The sequence below is a fragment of the Stutzerimonas frequens genome (assembly GCF_024448335.1).
Lineage (GTDB): Bacteria > Pseudomonadota > Gammaproteobacteria > Pseudomonadales > Pseudomonadaceae > Stutzerimonas > Stutzerimonas frequens.
Genome location: NZ_JAMOHM010000014.1, coordinates 23,368 through 39,290 on the forward strand (window position 1 = coordinate 23,368; position 15,923 = coordinate 39,290).

15 protein-coding genes are annotated in these 15,923 nt (G+C 64.6%); 10 read left to right on the forward strand and 5 right to left on the reverse strand.

Annotated features, from left to right (window positions below; all coding sequences use genetic code 11):
- Positions 1 to 50 precede the first annotated feature (50 nt).
- Positions 51 to 602 carry a sugar ABC transporter ATPase gene (locus NAO55_RS17150; protein WP_102839857.1) on the reverse strand — a complete coding sequence of 184 codons (552 nt, stop codon included), beginning with the start codon at positions 600 to 602 and terminating at the stop codon, positions 51 to 53.
- A gap of 130 nt (positions 603 to 732) precedes the next feature.
- Here NAO55_RS17150 and xseA point away from each other — a divergent pair, with 130 nt between their 5' ends.
- From xseA to NAO55_RS17170, 4 genes are all read left to right on the forward strand, one after another.
- Entirely contained in the window at positions 733 to 2,109 is a 1,377-nt protein-coding gene (gene xseA / locus NAO55_RS17155; RefSeq protein WP_102840387.1) for an exodeoxyribonuclease VII large subunit, read from the forward strand.
- 94 nt (positions 2,110 to 2,203) lie between these two features.
- Positions 2,204 to 3,028 (forward strand): M23 family metallopeptidase, encoded by an 825-nt coding sequence (locus NAO55_RS17160; RefSeq protein WP_102839856.1) that lies wholly within the window; start codon positions 2,204 to 2,206, stop codon positions 3,026 to 3,028.
- A gap of 19 nt (positions 3,029 to 3,047) precedes the next feature.
- Complete coding sequence (locus NAO55_RS17165) at positions 3,048 to 3,590, forward strand: hydrolase (RefSeq protein WP_102839855.1); 543 nt, start codon at positions 3,048 to 3,050, stop codon at positions 3,588 to 3,590.
- A gap of 69 nt (positions 3,591 to 3,659) precedes the next feature.
- Positions 3,660 to 4,949 (forward strand): mechanosensitive ion channel family protein, encoded by a 1,290-nt coding sequence (locus tag NAO55_RS17170; protein WP_003284620.1) that lies wholly within the window; start codon positions 3,660 to 3,662, stop codon positions 4,947 to 4,949.
- Between the two features lie 166 nt (positions 4,950 to 5,115).
- Here NAO55_RS17170 and NAO55_RS17175 read toward each other — a convergent pair whose 3' ends face one another.
- Positions 5,116 to 7,305: a TonB-dependent copper receptor gene (locus tag NAO55_RS17175; protein ID WP_102839854.1), complete on the reverse strand. Its 2,190-nt coding sequence runs from the start codon at positions 7,303 to 7,305 to the stop codon at positions 5,116 to 5,118.
- A gap of 54 nt (positions 7,306 to 7,359) precedes the next feature.
- Complete coding sequence (locus NAO55_RS17180; RefSeq protein ID WP_063542484.1) at positions 7,360 to 7,713, reverse strand: DUF2946 domain-containing protein; 354 nt, start codon at positions 7,711 to 7,713, stop codon at positions 7,360 to 7,362.
- 317 nt (positions 7,714 to 8,030) lie between these two features.
- Here NAO55_RS17180 and leuA point away from each other — a divergent pair, with 317 nt between their 5' ends.
- The 6 genes from leuA (at position 8,031) to NAO55_RS17210 (ending at position 13,898) form a co-directional block, all read left to right on the forward strand.
- The gene (gene leuA / locus NAO55_RS17185) at positions 8,031 to 9,701 is read left to right on the forward strand and encodes a 2-isopropylmalate synthase (protein WP_102839853.1); all 1,671 of its coding nucleotides are present in this window, start codon (positions 8,031 to 8,033) and stop codon (positions 9,699 to 9,701) included.
- A gap of 288 nt (positions 9,702 to 9,989) precedes the next feature.
- Entirely contained in the window at positions 9,990 to 11,045 is a 1,056-nt protein-coding gene (locus NAO55_RS17190; RefSeq protein ID WP_102839852.1) for an NAD(P)-dependent alcohol dehydrogenase, read from the forward strand.
- A gap of 89 nt (positions 11,046 to 11,134) precedes the next feature.
- Entirely contained in the window at positions 11,135 to 11,992 is an 858-nt protein-coding gene (locus NAO55_RS17195) for a carboxylate/amino acid/amine transporter (protein WP_102839851.1), read from the forward strand.
- Between the two features lie 99 nt (positions 11,993 to 12,091).
- Positions 12,092 to 12,808, forward strand: a complete 717-nt coding sequence (locus NAO55_RS17200) for an endonuclease (protein WP_102839850.1) — start codon at positions 12,092 to 12,094, stop codon at positions 12,806 to 12,808.
- Between the two features lie 77 nt (positions 12,809 to 12,885).
- Positions 12,886 to 13,521 (forward strand): DUF2238 domain-containing protein, encoded by a 636-nt coding sequence (locus tag NAO55_RS17205; protein WP_102839849.1) that lies wholly within the window; start codon positions 12,886 to 12,888, stop codon positions 13,519 to 13,521.
- Positions 13,518 to 13,898 carry a DUF2784 domain-containing protein gene (locus NAO55_RS17210; protein ID WP_102839848.1) on the forward strand — a complete coding sequence of 127 codons (381 nt, stop codon included), beginning with the start codon at positions 13,518 to 13,520 and terminating at the stop codon, positions 13,896 to 13,898. The genes NAO55_RS17205 and NAO55_RS17210 overlap by 4 nt, the downstream gene beginning before the upstream one ends.
- 13 nt (positions 13,899 to 13,911) lie before the next feature.
- On the opposite strand, the gene NAO55_RS17215 is transcribed toward NAO55_RS17210, so the two are convergent.
- Positions 13,912 to 14,706, reverse strand: a complete 795-nt coding sequence (locus NAO55_RS17215) for an amidohydrolase (RefSeq protein WP_102839847.1) — start codon at positions 14,704 to 14,706, stop codon at positions 13,912 to 13,914.
- On the reverse strand, positions 14,694 to 15,842 hold the full coding sequence (locus tag NAO55_RS17220; protein WP_102839846.1) for a pyridoxal phosphate-dependent aminotransferase: 1,149 nt from the start codon (positions 15,840 to 15,842) through the stop codon (positions 14,694 to 14,696). The genes NAO55_RS17215 and NAO55_RS17220 overlap by 13 nt, the downstream gene beginning before the upstream one ends.
- Positions 15,843 to 15,923: the final 81 nt, after the last annotated feature.

Here is a 15,923-nt window from a genome sequence, read left to right on the forward strand (position 1 = left end):
GCGACGGCACGAAGGACGACAGGCACAGCCTCGCCGGAGTGACCGACCGGTCACGGCCGATCGATCACCAGCGCCACAGCAAACCCTAGGCGCTCGGCAAACTCGTCGAGAAACGACTGACGCAAGCCGGCCTCACCCCATCCGTTGAAAATGAAGCCCAGGTTGGAAAATGCGCAGGCCGGAATGAACAGGAAGCCATTGATGTCGTCCTCGAAGCCACATTCCGGACAGGTGAAATTGTCGGTCTGCTTAGGCATCCACTCGTCAAGGCTTTCAAACAACGCCTCGCCAATCTCGCGGCGGCACTCGGGGCAGCCTGCTTCCTCGGCGAAATCCCGTGTCGGCGTGTAAATGCAGCGCTTGGTGACCACTTCAAGGCCGTTGATGGCCGCGCCAAAGGGCAAATACTCCGGATGCTGCACGACACTGCGCGCACCGGAAGCGATGGCGTAACCCATGCCGCCAACACCGCGGCCACAGGTGGTCGGCAGCGACTCGACGATGCGCCGCTCGGCCAGCCAACGCAGAATCATCCGCGCCTTGGCTTCGTGCGCTGGGAACGTGGAAATGCGCGGCACGATGATGGCTTGACTGTGGCTCATGACGGCTCGGAACCGGAGATGGGGAAAGGCCGCGCAGCTTAGCGCCGCCCGTTGGCTGGTCAAGGCCCGCTGGACGGACGCCAAGCAGATTCGGTTTCCGCTTGGCCGCGCGCGGCTTATCATCGCCGCCATGCTCAAAGATCCCTTCCAGCGCCTCAATCTCGATCGCGAAGTGCTGACCGTCAGTCAGCTCAACGGTCGCGCCCGCCTGTTGCTCGAGGACGTGTTCGCCCAGGTCTGGGTCGAAGGCGAGATTTCCAACCTCGCCCGTCCCGCCTCCGGCCACGTCTATTTCACCCTCAAGGACAGGAACGCCCAGGTGCGCTGCGCCCTGTTCCGCCAGAATGCCGCGCGGGTACGTCAGGCACTGCGCGACGGCCTGGCGGTGCGGGTGCGTGGCAAGGTCTCGCTGTTCGAAGGCCGTGGCGACTATCAGCTGATCCTCGACATGCTGGAGCCGGCGGGCGACGGCGCACTGCGCCTGGCCTTCGAAGCGCTGAAGGAAAAGCTCGCCGCCGAAGGCCTGTTCTCCGCCGAGCGCAAGGCCGCCCTGCCCGCCCATCCGCGGCGCATCGGCATCGTCAGCTCACCGACCGGCGCAGTGATCCGCGACATCATCTCGGTGTTCCGCCGCCGCGCACCGCAGGTGGAGCTGACGCTGATCCCCACCGCCGTGCAGGGCCGCGAAGCCACTGGGCAGATCGTCCGTGCGCTGCAGCTGGCGGACGCCCAGGGCTTCGACGCCCTGATCCTCGCCCGCGGCGGCGGCTCGCTGGAAGATCTCTGGTGCTTCAACGAGGAAGCCGTGGCGCGTGCGGTGGATGCCTGCGTCACGCCGATCGTCTGCGCGGTTGGCCATGAGACCGATGTGTCCATCGCCGACTTCGTCGCCGATGTGCGCGCCCCGACGCCGTCCGCGGCGGCAGAGCTGCTGGCGCCTAGCAGTGCCGATCTGCAGCAGCGGCTGAACGGCCTGCAGCAACGTCTGGTACTGCGCATGCGTGATCGCCTGCACCGCGACGCCATGCGCCTGGACGGCCTGACCCGCCGCCTGCGCCATCCCGGCGAGCGTCTGCAGCAGCAGGCCCAGCGTATCGATGACCTGGAGCAGCGGCTGCTGCGTGCCGTCGACCGTCGGTTGTGCAGTGGTCAGGAGCGTCTGGCCCGGCTGGAAACGCGACTGGCCGCGCAGCATCCGGGGCGCACGCTGAATCTGCTGCGCCAGCGCCTCGACCATCTGTCCTCGCGCCTGCCGCGGGCGATGCAGGCCAATCTCAAAGGCCGCCGCCAGCAGCTGCAGGGCCTCGTACAGACGCTCAATGTGGTCAGCCCGCTGGCCACACTCAGCCGCGGTTACAGCATTCTGTTGGACGAGCGCGGCCAGGCGATCCGCAGCGCCAGCCAGACCGAGCCTGGCCAGCGCCTCAAGGCCAGGCTCGGCGACGGCGAGCTGGACGTTCGGGTGGAAGACAATCATCTGCAACCGGTCACCCTGCCACTGCTCTAAGCAAGCCGCGCCAGAAATCTCCTGACATCCCTGGCCCTTTCTCTTGCCCGAGGTTTACGCGAGGATTGGGCCATTTTCCGCAACGGACCCGCCCATGCCTCGTGTCTTCGCCCTGCTGTTCTCCCTCGCCCTTGCACTGCCTGCGCATGCCGAAGGCTTCATCACCCGTCTACTGAACAAGCCGGTGCCCGGCGGCGTCGCCGTGATCGAACTCGGCAATGGTCCGCACGCACCGCAGGCACGCTACCAGGGCAAACCGACGCTGGTGATACGCGAGGACGGCCAGCGCTGGATTGCCATCGTCGGCATCCCGCTGTCGGTCAAGGCAGGTACCCAGCAACTGGAGGTCGATGGCCGCAGCACGGGTTTTCAGGTTGGCAGCCGCGACTATCGCGCCCAGCACATCACCCTGAAGAATCAGCGCCAGGTCAATCCGAATCCGGCAGACCTCAAGCGCATCGAGCGCGAGCTGGACGAACAGACCCGCGCCTACCGGCAGTTCAGTGCCAACCAGCCAAGCAATCTGCTGTTCGATCGCCCGGTGGACGGACCTTTGTCCTCGCCCTTCGGCCTGCGCCGTTTCTTCAACGGCGAGGAACGCAACCCACACTCCGGCCTGGATTTCGCCGCCAAGAGCGGCACGCCGATCAAGGCGCCGGCAGCCGGCAAGGTCATACTCACCGGTGACTATTTCTTCAACGGCAAGACCGTGTTCGTCGACCACGGTCAGGGGCTGATCAGCATGTTCTGCCATTTGTCCGAGATCGGCGTGAAGGTCGGCGATCAACTGGCGCGCGGCGAGGTGCTCGGCAAGGTCGGCGCGACCGGCCGTGCCACCGGCCCGCACCTGCACTGGAACGTGAGCCTGAACGACGCCCGTGTCGATCCGGCGATCTTCATCGGTGCCTACAAACCCTGAACCACGAGGAAGCACAGCGATGCGCATCAAGGCAACGGATTCCACCCTGTTGATCGTCGACATCCAGGAGCGCCTGTTTCCGGTGATCCTGGACGCCGCCGCGATGGCCGAACACACCGCCTGGCTGCAACAGGTGGCCAAGCGGGTCGGCGTACCGGTACTGCTGACCGAGCAGTACAGCAAGGGCCTCGGCCAGACCATCGCCGCGCTGCGCGACGGCGTGGAAGACAGTGCGATCCTCGAGAAGCTGGACTTCTCCGCCGCTGGCGACGGCGAGCTGTTCAAGCGCCCCGGTGGTGAACGTCGCCAGTTCGTCGTCTGCGGCTGCGAGACCCACGTCTGCGTGCTGCAGACGGTGCTCGACCTGCGTGCCCGCGGCAACGAGGTGTTCGTCGTCGAAGAAGGCGTCAGCTCACGCCGCGCCAGCGACAAGGCCCTGGCCCTGGAGCGCATGCGCCAGGCCGGTGCGCAGATCGTCTCGCGGGAGATGGTCGCCTTCGAGTGGATGGAGCGCGCCGGCACCGAGTTGTTCAAGACGATCAGCCGCGAGTTCATCCGTTAAACCAGCGCCGCCAATCGCAGCCCGGGCACACCGCTGGGGCCGCCCGCCCACCCTTCGATGGAGAAACACATGTCTGACGATCTGGCCACCTGGCTGGACTGGCTCAGAGCCCATGCCGAACTGCAGACCCTACTTGCCAGCGCCACGCTGATCTTCGCCGCCTGGCTATCCAACTGGATCGTCAAACGCATCCTGGTGCGCGGCCTCTACCGCCTGTTACGGCACACGCGCGATGGCGAACTGCAGGATTTCGGCGTCATCAAGCGGCTGTCGAACATTGTCCCGGCACTGGTGCTGTCGATCGGCGTAAGGACGGTCCCCGGCCTGCCGGACGCTGCGGTGACCGTGGTGCAGAATGTCTGCGGCGGCTTCATCGTGCTGACCATCGCACTGGCCCTCGGCGCGGTGCTCGACATCATCAACGTGGTCTACCAGCGCCGGCCGGACGCCCGCCTGCACCCGATCAAGGGCTATCTGCAGGTGGTGAAGATCGTCATCTACGCGATCGCCACCATCCTCATCATCGCCACGCTGATCGATCGATCTCCACTGATCCTGCTGTCCGGCCTGGGTGCCATGGCAGCGGTATTGATGCTGATCTTCCAGGATACCCTGCTGTCGCTGGTGGCCAGCGTGCAGATCACCTCCAACGACCTGATCCGCGTCGGCGACTGGGTGGAAATGCCGCAGCTCAACGCCGACGGCGACGTGATCGACATCGCCCTGCATACGGTCAAGGTGCAGAACTGGGACAAGACCATCACCAGCATCCCGACCAAACGCTTCATTTCCGACTCGTTCAAGAACTGGCGCGGCATGCAGGAGAGTGGCGGTCGACGCATCAAGCGCAGCCTTTATCTGGATCAGCAGAGCGTGCATTTTCTCGACGCCGAAGAGCGCAAGCGGCTTTACCGCTTCAGCCTGCTGGAGGACTACCTGGTCAATAAGCGCAAGGAGATCGACGAGTGGAACGCCAAGCTCGCCGAGCGCGGGCAGGACCCGGTCAACACCCGCAGGGTCACCAATCTGGGGACGTTCCGCGCCTATGTCGAACGCTACCTGCGCGCCCATCCTGGCGTGCATCAGAACATGACGCTGATGGTGCGCCAGCTGAGCCCGACCGCCGATGGCCTGCCGCTGGAGATCTACTGCTTCACCAACACGGTGGCCTGGACACAGTACGAAGCGATCCAGTCGGACATCTTCGACCATTTGCTGGCGATCCTGCCGGAGTTCGGCCTGCGGGTATTCCAGCACCCGAGCGGTGGGGATATGCGGGACTGGCGTGATTCACTGATACCGCGCGGTAATGCCGCGCTGCAGCAGCCGGATGAGCACCCGACCGGGGAGAAAAGCTAATCGTAGGTTGGCGCTGAGGCACGAAGCGTGTGGCATCACCTTGGGCACTGCCCATTGCGTCATCCCTGACGCCAGCGCCGCCAGTGGCACCATCGCGCCCCGCGCCTCAGCGCCAACCTACGTCCGGAGCGGGGACGCCCCCGCTCCTTTACCGCTAGCGTTGCATTCAGAAACTCATGTCGACCCGCGCCCAGTACGTGCGCCCAGGCTCGTTCACCCGACTGGTGGGCTCGAGGCCGTAGTCGGCGAAGCCGGCGCTACCGGCGAGATTGAGATGCTCGCTGTAGTTCTTGTCCAGCAGGTTGTCGATGCCCGCGCTGAGCTTGAAGTGCTGGTTCACCCGATACGCGCCGTTGACCGCCAGCACGCCGAAGCCGGCGGACTCGCCGAAGTCCTTGCCGACCACGGTGCCCTGGTTCTCGGCGACCCGCCCCTGCGCGGCGACCACGCGCCAGAGGCCACTGGTGCTCCAGTTGTCTCGCTCGTAGGTCAGACCCAGGCGCCCTTCCAGCGGCGGGATCTGCGGTAGCGCGCGATCGTCGCTGCGGTTCTCGCCCCAGGCATAGGCCAGGCTCGCATCCCCCTTCCAGTTGCTGCTGAAGCGGTAGCTGGCGCCCATCTCGGCACCGGCAATGGTCGCGTCGACGTTGCTGACCTCGGCGCGGAGCATGCCGGGCATCACACCGGGTACGTAGCTGAACAGGATGTAGTCTTCCACCAGCCCCGCATAGGCTGAAACCCAGGCCTCCAGCGGCCCCTTGGCATACTGCAGGCCGACGTCCAGCTGTGTGGTCTTCTCCGGGCGCACGGAGTCGAACGGCTGCACGGTGCCCACTGGCCCCGGGTTGGAGACGAACAGCTCCCAGTAGTCGGGGAACCGCTCGGCATGGCCGAGGCCGGCATACCAGGTCGCCGGCAGGCTGGTGAGTTCTTCCTCGTAGCGCACGAAGCCGCTGTAGAGCGTGTCGCGACGGGTTTCGCCGGCGGTGGGGTTGTCCCAGTTACGCTTGACCATCGGCATGCTGGAAGGATCGTGGCTGTTGAAGAACTCGCGCTGATCCTCGGCCTCGTGTAGATCTACCCGTACGCCACTGACCACCTTTTGAGTGTCGGTGATATCCCAGGTCAGCTCGCCAAACAGCCCATAACTGTGCAGCATGGCATCTGGCACCCAAGGCAGCGCGGCGCTACCGGCCGCGAGCACCATTTGGTTAACTGCCTTGGTCGGGTCCATGACTTTTCGGTGCTCGCTACGCTGCGCATCGACACCCGCCTTCAGCTCGACATCGGTCCACTGCCAGGTGCCAACCAGCCGCCCGCCAAGGGTACGACGATCGACCCGCGAAAGCGTCGGGTCCGGCATCATCCCGCCCGGACTGCGCAGGCTGTAGTTGTCCATGATGTGGTCGGCGTAGTTGTAGTAGACCTGCGCCTCGAGGCCATAGAAGGTCTCACCGATGTTGGTCTTCTCGAAACGCAGGCCGAGGCTTTCACGCTGGAACTGGCTGCCGTCCATGCCGCGCCCTGCGTAACGCGCATAGCCATCGCCGCGACCTGCGGTCAGTTCGACGAGCGTGTCCGCATCCGGCGTCCAGCCCAGGGCGACATCGGTGTTCCACTTGTCGTAGCGCGACGGCATGGTGTCGCCATTGCCGTCGTCGTAATCGTCGGCCTGAGAGCTGTTGGCCATCAGCCGCGCGTAGCCCTGGGCGTTGCCTGCCGCGGCATCCAGATTGCGGTCGAAGCGCCCGTTGGTGCCGGTCAGCAGGCTGCCGTTGATGCGGTAGTCGGGCTCACTGAACTGCTCAGCCTCACGCTCGAACAGCACTGTGGCTGCTGACGCGCCGGGGCCCCAGAGCACGGTCTGCGGCCCCTTGATGACGGTCAGCTTGTCGAATGTATCCGGGCTGATATAGGAACTGGGCGAATCCATGCGGTTCGGGCAGGCGCCGAGCATCTCGCCGCCGTTGGAGAGCAGCTTGAGGCGCGAGCCGAACATGCCGCGGAATACCGGATCGCCGTTCACCCCGCCGTTGCGCACGGCGGAGAAGCCGGGAATGGTCTTCAGATAGTCCGCGCCGTCGCTGGCCGGCATCGGCTGGCGGGGAATCTTCGGGTCGGTAACAACGGTGAGTGGCGACTGCTGGCTGACACCGGTAATGACCATCGGTGCCAGTTCGACGCTGTCGGCCTGCTCGCCGTGGGCGGCATGATCATGCTCAGCCGCCAGCGCGCCACCGGCGAGCAGCGCCAGGAGTGCGGTATGAGCAACCTGCCAGCGCAAACGGGACGGCTGGACTGAAAATGATTCGGACAGGCGCGCACGCGCCGCACGGCCATGAGTAATGCTGGACATAGATACTTCCACTTCTGCGTGTGATTGAGCCGCCAGGAAGGCGGCTGATGAACATCAGCAATGCAGAAGCGGGGGCGCACGGGGATGGCCACTGCTACGGCGCGTGGCCGGCGGCAGCGGTTGCTCGGGAAGCGGTTGCAGAGTGCCTGGCTCATGCCGCGGCAAGACCAGGTCGACGGATAGGCTGAGCGGTGGATTGAGCGTCAGCAGTTCGCAGTAGCCGCAGAGTTCCAGCGCGGCCAACCATGCCGGTTCCCCTGCACGCGCCTGGCCATGATGACCGTGGGCTGCGGGCTCATGCTCGGCATGATGGTGATGCTGTGCGCTAGCTTGGGCGGCCTGGACGGCGGAGTACAACGGGCCGACATGAATCATCAGCATGGCGAACAGGCCAAGCCAGATACTCATTGTCGATAGCCGTTTGCGTGTCACCGGCATGTCCTTGGTTGACCCGAGCCAAGCCCGCGGGAGGTGCGCGGATGATCGCATGTCCGCCGTGCCTCGTCCGCTGCGACATGAGGCCGCAAGCCGGGCGAGCAATTGAACACGAAGATTTCCCCTGCGATAGAAATAAAACACTCACCAAGCTCAATAATCGAAATAAATCACCAATTTTTTTCCATGTATTGCAATGCGTGCGTACGAAGCAATAGCTTTGCACCATAAACCGGTGCCCGCACCGGGCAGACAAGTTGCTTAGCTCGAGCTTCACCTGGGGAAACGCCATGACCATGCTCAAGAATCCATCGACTAAATACCGCGCCTTCCCGGCCATCGACATTCCGGACCGCACCTGGCCGTCGAAGTCCATCACCCAGGCGCCGATCTGGCTGAGCTCCGATCTGCGCGACGGCAACCAGTCGCTGATCGAACCGATGGATGCCGGGAAGAAGATGCGTTTCTTCAAGACCCTGGTGCAGGTCGGCCTCAAGGAAATCGAGGTGGGCTTCCCCTCCGCGTCGCAGACCGATTTCGACTTCGTCCGCGAGCTGATCGAAGGCGCCCACATCCCCGACGACGTCACTATCCAGGTCCTGACCCAGGCCCGCGAAGACCTGATCACCCGCACCTTCGAGTCGCTCAAGGGTGCCAAGCAGGCCATCGTCCACTACTACAACGCCACCGCGCCGAGCTTCCGCCGCATCGTCTTCAACCAGGACAAGGCCGGCGTGGTTCAGATCGCCGTGAACGCCGGCAAGGTCATCAAGCGCCTGGCCGAGCAGAATCCGGAGACCAACTGGCGCTTCGAGTATTCGCCGGAAATCTTCAGCTCCACCGAGCCGGAATTCGCGGTCGAGGTGTGCAACGCGGTGATCGAGGTGTTCCAGCCGACGCCCGAGCAGAAGCTGATCCTCAACCTGCCGGCCACGGTCGAGGCCGCCACCCCGAACATCTATGCCGACCAAATCGAGTGGTTCTGCCGTCACATCGACCGACGTGACAGCGTGCTGGTCAGCCTGCACACCCACAACGACCGCGGCACCGGCGTGGCCGCCACCGAGCTGGGCCTGATGGCCGGCGCCGATCGCGTCGAGGGCTGCCTGTTCGGCAATGGCGAGCGCACCGGCAACGTCGACCTGGTCACCGTGGCGCTGAACATGTACACCCAGGGCGTCGACCCGCAGCTGGACTTCTCCGACATCGACGCCGTGCGCAAGGTGGTCGAGGAATGCAACCAGTTGCCGGTGCACCCGCGCCATCCCTATGTCGGTGACCTGGTGCATACCGCGTTCTCCGGCTCGCACCAGGATGCGATTCGCAAGGGCTTTTCCCAGCAGGATGCGGAAGGCGTCTGGGAGGTGCCGTATCTGCCGATCGACCCGGCCGATATCGGTCGCAGCTACGAGGCGGTGATTCGCGTCAACAGTCAGTCCGGCAAGGGCGGCATCACCTTCCTGCTCGAGCAGGAATACGGCATCAGCCTGCCGCGACGCATGCAGATCGAGTTCAGCCAGGTGGTGCAGAAGGAAACCGATCGCCTCGGCCTGGAGATGAGCGCCAAGCAGATCTACGCGCTGCTGGAAGCCGAATACCTGCAGGCGACCGCTCCCTATACGCTCAAGGGCCATCGCCTGCAGGAAGAGAACGGCACCAGCGCGGTGGACGTGGAAGTCGCGGCCGATGGCGAAGTCGCCCACTGGCGCGGCATCGGCAAGGGCCCGCTGGAGGCGCTGGTGGCCGCGTTGCCGGTCAAGCTGGAGATCATGGACTACCACGAGCACTCCATTGGCGCCGGCAGCAACGCCAAGGCCGCGGCCTATATCGAGGTTCGCCTGGATGGCGAGCGCCCGCTGCACGGCATCGGCATCGACGAGAACATCACCACCGCCAGCATCCGCGCCCTGTTCAGCGCCATGAACCGCGCGCTGCGTGAAACGCAGGTGGCAGCCGCCTGAGGCTGATCAGGCAGGTCGCTTACCCTGCCCTTGTAGATCCAGCGTAACGACGGGCGCCATCCGCGATGACGCCCGTTTTCGTTTCCAGCCGACAGCGCTCGTCGCCCAGCAGCTGCGAACAACTGAACTGTTCGCCTCCGAACACCCTCCCAGTTCGGTCACCAAGCCGGACCACCCACAGTCCCTTTCCGGCAGAAACGCGTCAGCCATCGGCAGGATTGTGCAAACGGCCCAGCGCCCGTCGCCGTTAGGCTTGGCCGACACATACCGATCAACCAAGGAGCCGTCATGAGCAATACCACCGCATACGCCGCCCTCGACCCGAACAGCCCGCTCGCACCCTATTCGTTCTCGCGCCGCGAAGTGGGGCCGAATGATGTGAAGATCGACATCCTCTACTGCGGCGTCTGCCATTCGGACCTGCATACCGCGCGCAACGAGTGGAACAACACGCTCTACCCATCCGTGCCAGGCCACGAGATCGTCGGCCGTGTGAGCGCAGTCGGCGCTAACGTCAGCAAATTCAAGGCAGGCGATATCGCCGGTGTCGGCTGTCTGGTCGATAGCTGCCGTACGTGCTCGTCCTGTGGCGAAGGGCTGGAGCAGTATTGCGAGAACGGTTTCGTCGGCACCTACAACGGTCCGGCGTTCGGCGGTGGCGAGAACACCCTCGGCGGCTATTCGGACAATATCGTGGTGGATGAAAAGTACGTGCTGCGCATCAACCACACCGACAACCTCGCCGCTGTCGCGCCGCTGCTTTGCGCGGGCATCACCACCTACTCGCCGCTGCGCCAGTGGAAGGTCGGTCCGGGGCAGAAGGTCGGCGTGGTCGGCCTCGGCGGTCTCGGCCACATGGCGGTGAAGATCGCCAACGCCATGGGCGCGAAGGTGGTGCTGTTCACCACCTCGCCGGACAAGCGCGAAGATGCGCTGCGCCTTGGCGCCGCCGAAGTGGTGGTATCGAAGAACAAGGAGGAGATGGCGGCGCACGTCAACAGCTTCGACTTCATCCTCAACACCGTTGCCGCGCCGCACAACCTCGATGCGTTCGTGAATCTGCTCAAGCGCGACGCCACCATGACGCTGGTCGGCGCACCGGCTTCGCCGCATCCGTCGCCCAGCGTGTTCGGCCTGATCTTCAAGCGCCGCCGCATCGCCGGCTCGCTGATCGGCGGCATCGCCGAGACTCAGGAGATGCTCGACTTCTGCGCCGAGCACGGCATCGTCTCGGACATCGAGATGATCCGCATGCAGGACATCAACGAAGCCTACGAGCGCATGCTCAAGAGCGACGTGAAGTACCGCTTCGTCATCGACATGGCCACCTTGAAAGCGGCCTGACCGTTCGGCTGGCGAGCCCAGAGGCGCGCCAGCCCTTCCCTCTTTCATGCGCAGCCGCTAAGGTCGCCGGCCTTCGTCGTGGAGGCGGCATGCGCTATTTGATCTTCGTCACCCTGCTCTGGGCCTTTTCCTTCAACCTGATCGGCGTCTACCTGGCCGGCCAGGTGGACAGCTATTTCGCCGTGCTGACGCGGGTGATCCTAGCCGGCCTGGTGTTCCTGCCGTTGACCCGCTGGCGTGGCGTGGCGCCCGGCTTCATCGCCGGCGTGACCCTGGTCGGCGCGCTGCAGTTCGGCGTCACCTACCTGTGCCTGTACATGAGCTTCAACGTGCTGACGGTCGCCGAGGTGCTGCTGTTCACCGTGCTCACGCCACTGCACGTGACGCTGATCGACGACGCGCTCAATCGTCGCTTCAACCCCTGGGCACTGGTCGCGGCAGCCGTCGCGGTGTTCGGCGCCGGACTCATCCGTTATGACGGCGTTTCCGGCGATTTTCTTGGCGGCTTCCTGCTCATGCAGCTGGCCAACTTCACCTTTGCCGCCGGCCAGGTGGCCTACAAGCATCTGGCGCAGCGTTACCCCTCTGACGTGCCGCTGCATCGCCGCTTCGGCTACTTCTTCCTCGGCGCGCTGCTGATCGTGCTGCCGGCGTGGCTGCTGTTCGGTAACGTCGAGAAACTGCCGACCACCACGACGCAGTGGTCCGTACTGATCTGGATGGGCGTGCTGGCTACCGCCCTGGGCCAGTTCTGCTGGAACAAGGGCGCCACGCTGGTGGATGCGGGCACGCTGGCGGTGATGAACAACATGTCGGTGCCGGTAGGCCTGGTGCTCAACCTGCTGTTCTGGGGCACCACGACCAACCTGCTACTGCTCGCGATCGGCGGCGCGATCATTCTCGCCTCGTTGCGGATCAACCGCCTGGGCCATATGAAGGCCGGATGACATCATGCAAGCCTTTGATTTTTATGATTTTTACTTAAACGAAAGGTAAGATGCCGGCCCGCGCATGGATGCGTCACTCGTTCAGTTGTCGAGAATTCCATGCGCCGCCTCAGTCTCTTTCTGCTTGCCCTGTTCTGCTGCACCAACACTTACGCCGATGCGCCTCGCACCTTCCGCGAAGCGAAGAAGGTGGCCTGGACCCTCTATGCCGACCGGCCGGTGGACTTCTACTGCGGCTGCAGCTTCAAGGGCAATCGCATCGACCTGCGCAGCTGCGGCTACGTCCCGCGCAAGCAGCCCAAGCGCGCTCAACGGGTGGAGTGGGAGCACATCGTGCCAGCCTGGGTCATCGGCCATCAGCGGCAATGCTGGCAACAGGGCGGACGCAAGCACTGCACCGCCAACGATCCGGTGTTCAGCCGAGCCGAGGCCGACCTGCACAACCTGGTCCCGGTGGTTGGCGAGGTGAACGGCGACCGCAGCAACTTCGGCTTCGGCATGCTCAGCGAAAAGCCCAGCCAGTACGGTGCCTGCCCTTTCGTGGTCAACTTCAAGCAGCGCACGGCCATGCCACCCGAGTACAGCCGCGGTGCCATCGCCCGCACCTATCTGTACATGAGCGAGCGCTACAAGCTGCGCCTGTCGAAACAGGACCGGCGCCTGTACGACATCTGGAACCGCCAGCATCCGGTCAGCGAATGGGAGCGCACGCGCAACCAGCGCATCGCCTGCGTGCAAGGCAATGCCAATCCCTTCGTGGGCCCGGCTGATCCGCGCAACTGCCACCGAGGCAAGAAAGCAGTCGCCGCACGCTGAACCGCCGACCGATCGCCTGCTTGCCGTGTCCCGCACATAGCGCCATGCTTGCCAGCACTCGGTCAGGACCGGACAAGATGCCAACAACCAACCTTAACCTTGCGCTCGGGCTGGCGGTTCTGCTGGCCCTGATTGCTTCTGGAATAGACCCATACGATCGCGCGACCTGGTTGCTGGAAGTGGCACCGGTGCTGATCGCCGCGCCGATTCTGCTTTCCACCTACCGCCGCCACCCACTCACGCAATTGCTCTATGTGCTTATCGCAGCCCACGCGCTGGTGCTGATTCTGGGTGGGGCCTACACCTATGCGCGTGTGCCACTCGGTTTCTGGGTGCAGGAGCTGTTCGAGCTGAGCCGCAACCCCTACGACAAGCTGGGGCACTTCATGCAGGGGCTGGTTCCGGCGCTGCTGGCGCGGGAAATCCTGCTGCGCGGGCGGTACCTGTCCCATGGCTGGATGCTCAATCTGCTGGTGGTCTGCGTGGCCCTTGCCATCAGCGCATTCTATGAGTTGATCGAGTGGTGGGTGGCCCTCGCGGCCGGACAGGGGGCGATCGAATTCCTCGGCACGCAGGGCGATCCCTGGGACACCCAGTCGGACATGTTTCTCGCCCTGATCGGAGCCCTGAGTGCACTGCTGCTGTTCGCCAGGTTGCAGGACCGTCAGCTCGCGGCGCTGCCGGGAGCCGAAGCTGCGGCAACCCGGCCATGATCCATCGCATCGGTGCCGACGCCCTGCTGCTTCTGCACCTGGGGTTCATTCTCTTCGCGCTGCTGGGAGGCCTGCTCGCACTCTGGCGTCCGCGGGCGATGCTCGTGCATCTGCCGGCAGCAGGATGGGCGATATTCGTCGAGCTGGCCGGTCGCGGCTGCCCGTTGACCCGCTGGGAGCAGTTACTGCGAGCGCGCGCCGGCGATGCCGGTTACAGCGAAGGATTCATCGAGCATTATCTGCTACCGCTGCTGTATCCCGACTGGCTCACTCTGCCGGTGCAATACGTGCTGGCAGGGGTGGTCGTGCTCTTCAATCTCGCGGTGTACGGCTGGGTTTGGTTTCAGCGGCGCCGGAACGCCGCCGAAGCGCCCTGAAGGCACCGGCCGGTCAGGGCTTGAGCTCGAACGCGTCACCGTCATGGTAGGCCGGGAAGCGCTCGCGGAACGCGGCCAGATCGCGCGCCCGCAGCGTGCAGCGAAGCACCGCGTCGCTGTCGCCGCCGTTAAGCAAGGTGTCGCCCTTGAAATCGAGCACCTGGCTGTCACCGCTGTAGGGGTAGCCCTTGCCATCCTCGCCGACCCGATTGACCGCCGCCACGTAGCAGAGGTTTTCGATGGCCCGCGCCGGCAGCAGACGATTCCAGGCATCGCGGCGCGCCGCTGGCCAATTGGCCGTGTAGAGCATCAGGTCGGTGCCGTGCGGATCGCGGCTCCAGACCGGGAAGCGCAGGTCGTAGCAGATCAGCGGGCGCACCCGCCAGCCATTCACCTCGAACAGCGCCTGTTGCAGCCCTGGCGTGTAGTGCTTGTGCTCGCCAGCCATGCGGAACAGGTGGCGCTTGTCGTAATGCAGCACCTCGCCATCCGGCCGGGCCCAGAGCAGGCGATTGCGATGACTGCCGTCGGCGGCCTCGATGATCACGCTACCAGTGACCACTGCCTCCAGCCGCGCGGCCTGACTGCGCAGCCAGGCATAGGTCGGCCCCTCCTCCGGCTCGGCCAGGGCCGCCGAGTCCATGGAAAAGCCGGTGGTGAACATCTCCGGCAGGACGATCAGATCGGCACCGCGGGCCTGCTCGAGCAGCCCGGCGAAACGCTCACGGTTGGCATCGGCATCCTGCCAGACCAGCGTGGTCTGAATCAGGGCCAGTTCGAGATCGGGCAGGCTGTTCAGATCGCGCATAGTCGTTCCGCCGCCTGACGCAGCGTCTCCTCTCGTTTGGCAAAGCAGAAGCGCACCAGCCTGAGATCGGCCGGCGCATCCTGGTAGAACACCGAGATCGGGATGCTCGCCACACCGTGCTCGCGGGTCAGCCATTCGGCCATGGCGACGTCGTCGAGGTCGGGGCGGATCGCCGAGTAATCGGCCAGCTGGAAGTAGGTGCCAGCGGCGCGGGTGAAGCGGAAGCGGGAGCCAGCCAGCAGGTCGCAGAACAGGTCGCGCTTGGCCTGATAGAACGCCGGGAGCTCGCGGACGTGTTCCGGATGCGCCGCCATGAAGTCGGCCAGGGCCCATTGCAGAGGCGTGACGCCGGTGAAGCTGACGTACTGGTGCACCTTGCGCAGCTCGCTGCTGAGAGCAGGCGGCGCCACCACGTATCCGGTCTTCCAGCCGGTGACGTGATAGGTCTTGCCGAACGAGCTGATGACGAAGGCACGCTGATACAGCTCCTCGTGACGCAGCACGCTGGCGTGCTCCCGGCCGTCGAATACGAGGTGCTCGTAGACCTCGTCGCTGAGCAGGTAGATGTCGCGCTCGCGGATCAGTGCCGCCAGCCGTTCCAGATCGCTGCCATCGATCAACGCACCGCTGGGATTGTGCGGGGTGTTGAGCACGATCATCCGCGTGCGCGGGGTGATGGCATCGGCCAGTCGCTGCCAGTCGATCCGGAAGTCCGGCAGGCTCAGCTGCTGGTGGATACAGGTGCCTCCGGCCAGTTGCACGGACGGCTCGTAACTGTCGTAGCAGGGATCGAAAACGATCACCTCGTCGCCGGGGCGGATCACCGCCTGGATCGCACAGAAGATTGCCTGCGTGGCGCCAGGGGTGATGGTGACTTCGCTGGCGACGTCCACCTGCCGTCCGTACAGGCCAGCCACCTTGGCCGCCACCTGCTCGCGCAGCGCCGGCAGACCGGTCATCGGGGCGTACTGATTGTGGCCGCTCATGACGTGGCGAGCGACGGCCTCGCGCAGCGCCTCGGGACCATCGAAGTCGGGAAAGCCCTGGGAAAGATTCAGTGCACCGGTGTCGGCCGCGAGCTGAGACATGGTGGTGAAGATGGTCGTGCCGACATTGGGCAATTTACTGGTGAGCATGACGATCGTCCGACAGGCCTGCCGTTTGGGACTCGGCAGCGAAGGCGGACAGGATAGCCGATGAGCGCGCCCCGATACGAG

Bases quoted from the DNA above. Each gene is read 5' to 3' on its own strand.
- leuA (WP_102839853.1), top strand. From the start codon at position 8,031: ATGACCATGCTCAAGAATCCATCGACTAAATACCGCGCCTTCCCGGCC.
- NAO55_RS17190 (WP_102839852.1), top strand. From the start codon at position 9,990: ATGAGCAATACCACCGCATACGCCGCCCTCGACCCGAACAGCCCGCTC.
- NAO55_RS17165 (WP_102839855.1), top strand. From the start codon at position 3,048: ATGCGCATCAAGGCAACGGATTCCACCCTGTTGATCGTCGACATCCAG.
- NAO55_RS17210 (WP_102839848.1), top strand. From the start codon at position 13,518: ATGATCCATCGCATCGGTGCCGACGCCCTGCTGCTTCTGCACCTGGGG.
- NAO55_RS17180 (WP_063542484.1), bottom strand. From the start codon at position 7,713: ATGAGTATCTGGCTTGGCCTGTTCGCCATGCTGATGATTCATGTCGGC.
- xseA (WP_102840387.1), top strand. From the start codon at position 733: ATGCTCAAAGATCCCTTCCAGCGCCTCAATCTCGATCGCGAAGTGCTG.
- NAO55_RS17160 (WP_102839856.1), top strand. From the start codon at position 2,204: ATGCCTCGTGTCTTCGCCCTGCTGTTCTCCCTCGCCCTTGCACTGCCT.
- NAO55_RS17205 (WP_102839849.1), top strand. From the start codon at position 12,886: ATGCCAACAACCAACCTTAACCTTGCGCTCGGGCTGGCGGTTCTGCTG.
- NAO55_RS17220 (WP_102839846.1), bottom strand. From the start codon at position 15,842: ATGCTCACCAGTAAATTGCCCAATGTCGGCACGACCATCTTCACCACC.
- NAO55_RS17215 (WP_102839847.1), bottom strand. From the start codon at position 14,706: ATGCGCGATCTGAACAGCCTGCCCGATCTCGAACTGGCCCTGATTCAG.
- NAO55_RS17170 (WP_003284620.1), top strand. From the start codon at position 3,660: ATGTCTGACGATCTGGCCACCTGGCTGGACTGGCTCAGAGCCCATGCC.
- NAO55_RS17200 (WP_102839850.1), top strand. From the start codon at position 12,092: ATGCGCCGCCTCAGTCTCTTTCTGCTTGCCCTGTTCTGCTGCACCAAC.
- NAO55_RS17175 (WP_102839854.1), bottom strand. From the start codon at position 7,305: ATGTCCAGCATTACTCATGGCCGTGCGGCGCGTGCGCGCCTGTCCGAA.
- NAO55_RS17195 (WP_102839851.1), top strand. From the start codon at position 11,135: ATGCGCTATTTGATCTTCGTCACCCTGCTCTGGGCCTTTTCCTTCAAC.
- NAO55_RS17150 (WP_102839857.1), bottom strand. From the start codon at position 602: ATGAGCCACAGTCAAGCCATCATCGTGCCGCGCATTTCCACGTTCCCA.